This is a genomic window from Enterobacter cloacae complex sp. 2015409, assembly GCF_041365315.1.
Classification (GTDB): domain Bacteria; phylum Pseudomonadota; class Gammaproteobacteria; order Enterobacterales; family Enterobacteriaceae; genus Enterobacter; species Enterobacter pseudoroggenkampii.
On the sequence record NZ_JBFTVM010000005.1, the window covers coordinates 171,825 to 178,619 of the forward strand.

General features: G+C 54.0%; 6 protein-coding genes and 1 rRNA gene. 3 read left to right on the plus strand and 4 right to left on the minus strand.

Annotated features, from left to right (window positions below; translation table 11 throughout):
• Positions 1–95 precede the first annotated feature (95 nt).
• From bcsE to bcsG, 3 genes are read left to right on the plus strand one after another with little or no spacing between them, the layout of a single operon-like run.
• Positions 96–1,658, plus strand: coding sequence for a cellulose biosynthesis c-di-GMP-binding protein BcsE (bcsE, locus tag ACDO57_RS20180; protein ID WP_032648212.1), 1,563 nt, complete (start codon positions 96–98; stop codon positions 1,656–1,658).
• Positions 1,652–1,849, plus strand: coding sequence for a cellulose biosynthesis protein BcsF (bcsF, locus tag ACDO57_RS20185; RefSeq protein WP_024908822.1), 198 nt, complete (start codon positions 1,652–1,654; stop codon positions 1,847–1,849). The genes bcsE and bcsF overlap by 7 nt, the downstream gene beginning before the upstream one ends.
• Entirely contained in the window at positions 1,842–3,521 is a 1,680-nt protein-coding gene (gene bcsG, locus ACDO57_RS20190) for a cellulose biosynthesis protein BcsG (RefSeq protein WP_024908821.1), read from the plus strand. Before bcsF ends, bcsG begins: the two co-directional genes overlap by 8 nt.
• Before the next feature lie 48 nt (positions 3,522–3,569).
• Here the strand turns inward: bcsG and ACDO57_RS20195 are convergent, their stop codons facing one another.
• The 4 genes from ACDO57_RS20195 to rrf form a co-directional block, all read right to left on the minus strand.
• Entirely contained in the window at positions 3,570–4,562 is a 993-nt protein-coding gene (locus ACDO57_RS20195; protein ID WP_370884499.1) for a glycosyl hydrolase family 8, read from the minus strand.
• A gap of 16 nt (positions 4,563–4,578) precedes the next feature.
• A complete protein-coding gene (birA, locus tag ACDO57_RS20200; RefSeq protein ID WP_370884500.1) occupies positions 4,579–5,541 on the minus strand; it encodes a bifunctional biotin--[acetyl-CoA-carboxylase] ligase/biotin operon repressor BirA in 963 nt (320 codons plus the stop codon).
• Positions 5,538–6,566, minus strand: coding sequence for a UDP-N-acetylmuramate dehydrogenase (gene murB / locus ACDO57_RS20205; RefSeq protein WP_370884501.1), 1,029 nt, complete (start codon positions 6,564–6,566; stop codon positions 5,538–5,540). Before murB ends, birA begins: the two co-directional genes overlap by 4 nt.
• Before the next feature lie 124 nt (positions 6,567–6,690).
• Positions 6,691–6,795 (minus strand): 5S ribosomal RNA (gene rrf / locus ACDO57_RS20210); the annotation flags it as partial.

A 6,795-nucleotide genomic window follows, 5' to 3' on the forward strand; every position in this document is an offset into this window, starting at 1 on the left:
TAAATCTGATGTTCTTTAATTTCAATGTTAGGTTTATTTCTACGCTTTCGCTAGTAAACTGAGATACAGATAAATTAGACGAAAAGAGGGACACCGTGGACTCCATATTTTCTATTGGCATCCAGTCATTATGGGACGAATTGAGCCACATGCCAGTCGGAGGAGTCTGGTGGATTAATACGGACCGAAATGAAGATGCTATCAGTCTGGTAAACCAGACAATTGCTGCCCAGGATAAGGATTCCCGCGTGGCCGTCATTAGCATGGGCGAAGATCCGAAGAAAATTATCACGCTGGAAAACGATTGCGGGCCTCAGACGGTGCGATTATTTTCCATGACATCGGATGCCGATAGTCTATACTTTTTGTCCCGCGACGTTCAGTGCACTATTGATCCGGATCACTATTTAGTGATCCTTAAATGCGCAAATAACGTCCTGCAAAATATCCCTTCTGAAAAACTGCTGCCGTGGCTGGAAAAAATCAATAAATGGGCAAAATTTCAAAATTGCACGCTATTGATAGTCAATCCCGGCAGTAATAATGACAAGCTATTCTCACTTTTAATGGGTGAATATCGCTCCCTGTTCGGTCTGGCAAGCGTTCGTGACCAGGCGGGAAGCTATCTCTACGATATTGCATTCTGGTGTAATGAAAAAGGCGTGAGCGCCAGGCAACAACTTACGCTGAAACAAATCGAGGGTAAGTGGCACCTGGCACAGCAGGAAGAAACCGTGGTGCAACCGCGCAGTGATGAAAAACGCATTCTGAGCCATATCGCGGTTTTAGAGGGAGCACCTGCCCTGTCGGAAAACTGGTCACTGTTTGAATCTAACGAAGCCCTCTTCCATGAAGCGCGCACAACCCAGGCGGCAACGATTATTTTCTCGCTGATGCAGAATAACCAGATTGAGACGCTGGCGAGGCAAATCCACACCTTGCGCCGCCAGCGCGGCAGTGCGTTAAAAATCATCGTACGCGAAAACAATACCAGCCTGCGCGCCACCGATGAGCGCCTGCTTCTGGGTTGCGGCGCCAATATGGTTATTCCCTGGAATGCGCCATTATCACGCTGCCTGACGCTTATCGAAAGCGTTCAGGGCCAGCAGTTTAGCCGCCATGTTCCGGAAGACATTTCCACGCTGCTCTCCATGACGCAGCCGATGAAGCTGCGCGGATACCAAAAATGGGATACCTTCTGCGACGCCGTCGGCAACATGATGAGCAATACGCTTCTTCCAGCTGACGGAAAAGGGGTTATGGTTGCCCTGCGCCCTGTTCCGGGTATCCGCGTTGAACAGGCGCTTACCTTATGCCGCCCGAACCGTACAGGGGACATCATGACCATTGGCGACAATCGCCTGGTGCTGTTTTTGTCCTTCTGCCGGGTAAACGATCTCGATACGGCGCTTAACCACATCTTCCCTCTGCCTACCGGGGATATTTTCTCGAACCGTATGATTTGGTTCGAAGATAATACGATCAGCGCGGAGCTGGTGCAGATGCGTGCGCTTCAGCCTGAACAATGGGTTAAACCGCTCGCTATCAAGAGCGATGCCAAACCGATCCTCAATGCCAGACATGATGGACACGTCTGGCGTCGGGTGCCGGAACCCCTTCGCTTATTAACAGACAACGCGGAGAACGCATCATCATGAATATCAGCGATATTATTCAACTGGTTATATTCTGTGCGCTGATCTTTTTCCCGCTTGGCTACTATGCGCGTCATTCCATACGCCGTATCCGTGATACGGCCAGAGTGCTATTTATAAAACCTCGCTACGTAAAACCAGCCGGAACACTGACACGGGCATCACACGTCAAGGCAGACCGAAAACATGACTAATTCTACCTATACCGCTTCGTCACCCTCGCCGCTCTGGCAATACTGGCGCGGCCTTTCCGGCTGGAACTTCTACTTTCTGGTGAAGTTTGGTCTGCTTTGGGCAGGCTATCTGAATTTCCATCCTCTACTCAACCTCGTGTTTATGGCCTTCCTGCTGATGCCGCTGCCAAATATCAGGCTGCATCGCTTACGTCACTGGGTTGCCATCCCCGTCGGCTTTGCGCTGTTCTGGCATGATACCTGGCTACCGGGGCCGGACAGCATTATGAGCCAGGGGTCCCAGGTGGCGGGCTTTAGCGCCAGCTATGTCCTCGATCTGACCGAGCGGTTTATTAACTGGCAGATGATAGGCGCGGTATTTGTGCTGCTGGTTGCCTGGCTGTTCCTGTCACAGTGGATCCGCGTCACGGTGTTTGTCGTCGCGATTATGATCTGGCTTAACGTGCTGACCCTGGCTGGGCCAAACTTTTCGCTGTGGCCTGCCGGTCAACCGACCACCACGGTGACCACCACCGGGGGAAGCGCGGCGGCCACCGTCACCACGGCAGGCGATACGCCAGTGGTGGGTGATATCCCTACCCAGACCGCGCCGCCGACCTCAACCAACCTGAACGCCTGGCTCTCCAGTTTCTATACCGCGGAAGACAAGCGACAGACGAAATTCCCGGATGCGCTGCCGGCGGATGCTCAGCCGTTTGAACTGCTGGTGATCAACATCTGCTCTCTCTCCTGGGCAGACGTGGATGCAGCCGGTTTGATGTCTCATCCGCTGTGGTCTCATTTCGACATTCAGTTTAAAGATTTCAACTCTGCCACCTCGTACAGCGGCCCGGCGGCCATCCGCCTCCTGCGTGCAAGCTGCGGTCAGACATCGCATAAGAATCTGTATCAACCCGCCGGCAACCAGTGTTATCTGTTCGATAACCTCGCCAAGCTGGGCTTTACGCAGCATCTGATGCTGGGACATAACGGTCAGTTCGGTAACTTCCTGAAAGAAGTGCGCGAACAGGGTGGTATGCAGTCACCGCTGATGGACCAAACCGGTCTTCCTGTCTCTCTGCTGGGCTTCGACGGCTCGCCCGTCTATGACGATACCGCCGTCCTGCAACGCTGGCTGCAGACCATCGAAAAAGACAGTAATCCACGCAGCGCGACGTTCTTTAATACCCTGCCGCTCCATGACGGTAACCATTTCCCGGGCGTGAGCAAAACGGCAGATTATAAAGTGCGTGCGCAGAAGTTCTTCGACGAGCTGGACGCGTTCTTCACGGAGCTGGAAAAATCAGGCCGTAAAGTGATGGTGGTTGTGGTGCCTGAGCACGGTGGTGCGCTGAAAGGTGACAGAATGCAGGTGTCAGGTCTGCGTGATATCCCAAGCCCATCGATTACCAACGTACCTGCAGGCATTAAATTCTTTGGTATGAAGGCACCGCATCAGGGCGCACCAATAGAGATTACGCAGCCAACCAGCTATCTGGCAATCTCAGAACTGGTTGCCCGCGCCGTTGACGGGAAACTCTTTGTGGAAGATAGCGTGAACTGGGACCAGCTCACCAGCAAACTGCCACAAACGGCAGAAGTCTCGGAGAACGCCAACGCGGTAGTGATTCAGTATCAGAACAAACCGTACGTTCGCCTGAACGGCGGGGATTGGGTACCGTATCCACAGTAACTGATTTACCCCTCTCCCCATCGGGGAGAGGGGATAGTCGGTGCGTTATTATTGCGCTGAAATCCACACCAGCATTTTCAGACTTGCCGAATAGTAGTCGTCCTTAGACGTGATTTCGGGTTCTCCGGAAGACTGTCCCATCGTTAAATCCCTAACCGCCAGCAGACCACCTTCCATCATGTAGGGCGCATATTCGTTAGTCGTGACGTTAACCCAGGCGGGCGTTTGTTCCCGGGGGAACTGACCGAACCAGGCCTTCCACGGCGTCAGGAGCGGGCTTTGTTTATCAGACCAGGCAACGTACAGCGGAATACGAATCGCGTCATAGCTCATTCGCGGCGGCCAGCCTTTAGCGGGAGCCAGCTTGCCACCTGATGTCAGTGAAACCCAGTCAGTGGGCAAGTTCGCTTTACCCGAGCCCATTTTCCCCAGCAGGCGTTCCCCGTCCTTAATCAAATCGCGCCAGACCGGCAAATGACTGCGTCCGGCGAAGGCCTGCCAGGCCGGAAACACAAAATAGGAAGGATTAAGAACCACTTCACCGTCAAGCTTAAATCCCTGGACGCCGGGCAGCATCACGCGGTAACCCGCATAGCGGATGACGCTATGGGCGACCAGCGCTTTTGTAATAGCATCCGATGCAGCGCTGTAGCGTTTGTCATGCCAGCGGGCATCGGCTTTAAGCAGCGCCCAGGCAATCAGCACATCGCCATCGGCAGCGTTGTTTTTGTCGGCGATCGGGTTGGACTCTGCGGGGTTATAGCGCCAGTAAAACAGTCCGTTCTCTTTGTTCTTCAACTCACGGTTTGTCCATTGCCAGAGCTTATCGAACGTGGCTTTATCGTCGTTGGCCACTGCCATCAGCATGGCAAAGCCCTGACCTTCCGTATGCGACACGCCGCCATTGCCGGTATCGACAATGCGGCCTTCCGGTTTGAAAAAGCGCGCCTTGTAACTCTCCCAGGCCTGACCCGCCTGAGAGAGGGGTGAGAACAGCAGACTCATCATGACGGCCAGCGTCGCGCAGACGGGTTTTCGCATCGTTCACTCCATCCGGTTATTCGGCACTCCGCAGGGAAATCTCACCACCCATCCAGGGTTTGATCACGCCATCCTGCTCCAGAAGCAGCGCGCCCTGAGCGTCAATACCGCGGGAAGTCCCGTAGATCTCTTTATCACCGATCAGCAATTTCACCGGGCGGTTGATGAAGTTATCCAACTTTTCCCAACGAGACAGGAACGGTGCCAGCCCTTCCAGCTCAAAAAGCGTGAGCGAGCTGCGCAGCTCTTTAATCATACGTACGGCAAGGGTGTTACGATCGATGACGATCCCCGCCTCCTGGAGGTTAGTCCAGGCCTGGTTCACCACATCATTTTGGACATTGCGCATCACCATATTGAGGCCTGCGCCAATGACGATTTGCGCCGCATCGCCCGTTTTTCCCGTCAGTTCGACCAGAATCCCGGCAAGTTTACGATCGTTGAGGTAGAGGTCATTAGGCCATTTAACACGCACTTTATCCGCCCCCAGATCGTGCAGCACTTCCGCCATGACGATGCCGATGACCAGACTCAGGCCAATGGCAGCGGCCGGGCCCTGATCGAGTCGCCAGTACATGGACAGATAGAGGTTAGCACCAAAGGGTGAAAACCATTTGCGGCCACGACGGCCGCGACCGGCCTGTTGATATTCAGCAACGCAGGCATCGCCGGATTTGAGCTCAGGCAGACGATCCAGAAGATACTGGTTCGTCGAATCAATCACCGGCAGCACCGCCACATTGCCGTGTCCAATCTGGCTGCGGATCGCGTCTTCATTCAGCAACTGAATCGGCTCCGGCAGGCTGTAGCCTTTTCCGGGAACCGTAAACACATCCACACCCCAGTCACGGAGCGTCTGGATATGCTTGTTAATGGCGGCGCGGCTCATGCCCAGCTGTTCACCCAGCTGCTCCCCGGAATGAAACTCACCGTCAGCAAGGATACCAATCAGGGTTAACGGGACCGTATTGTCTTTCACGCGATGGCCTCCACGGCGTTGACTTCACCTGTGCGACCAATGAAGCGGACTTCTGGCTCCAGCCAGACGTTAAATTTTTCGCCCACACGCTGGCGAACGTAGTGAGCCAGCTGTACCACATCGTCGCTGGTCGCATCGCGCTGGTTAATCAGCACCAGGGCCTGCTGTTGGTGAACGGCGGCACCGCCTACTGAAGTGCCTTTTAGCTGGCATTGATCGATAAGCCAGCCCGCGGCCAGCTTCACGCTGCCGTCCGCCTGAGGGTAATGTGGCGCTGCTGGCCATCCTTCAAGAAAGACTTTTGCATTTTCGCTGCTGATAACCGGGTTTTTGAAGAAGCTTCCTGCATTTCCGTTTACTTTTGGATCGGGAAGCTTGGTCATCCGCATATGGCAAACCGAGTCAAAAACGTCGCGGGCGGTAACGGTAGCCGGATCGAGACGCGTTAAATCCCCGTAGGTCAACACCGGCTGCCAGTTCTTCGACAGGCGCAGGCCCACGGCGACAATCACGTAGCGATCCTGATATTCATGTTTGAAGATACTGTCACGATAGCCAAATCGGCACTGTTCTGCCGTTAAACGCTTAGCCGTTCCGGTCGCCAGTTCGATGCAGTCGACATATTCACAAACATGTTTCAGTTCGATGCCGTAGGCGCCGATGTTTTGAATAGGTGACGATCCGGCGCAGCCTGGAATAAGCGCAAGGTTTTCCAGGCCCGGCATCCCTTTTTCGAGGGTAAATTGCACCAGATGATGCCAGTTTTCTCCGGCACCCACGTGCACGTGCCAGCTGTCGGCACGCTCTTCCACATCAATTCCCATGATGCGGTTAACGATCACCGTTCCCGCAAAATCATCGAGAAACAGGACATTACTTCCTTCGCCCAGAATCAGTACGGGTTCGTTATTTTCTGTCGCGTTTTGCCATGCATCCAGCAGCTGCTGTGCAGTATCGGCACGTACAATTTGATTGGCATTGCGTTGAATGCCAAAGGTATTCCATGGCTTAAGGGAGTGGTTCATAGACGCTATCCTGATGCAAAAACGCAGGTAGTTTACCGTATAAGCAGGGTGATGGGGGATCAGTTTGTGCAGCGTATAAACGCAAAAAGGCCATCCTTTCGGATGGCCTCTTCACTTGTTTGATGCCTGGCAGTTCCCTACTCTCACATGGGGAGACCCCACACTACCATCGGCGCTACGGCGTTTCACTTCTGAGTTCGGCATGGGGTCAGGTGGGACCACCGCGCTA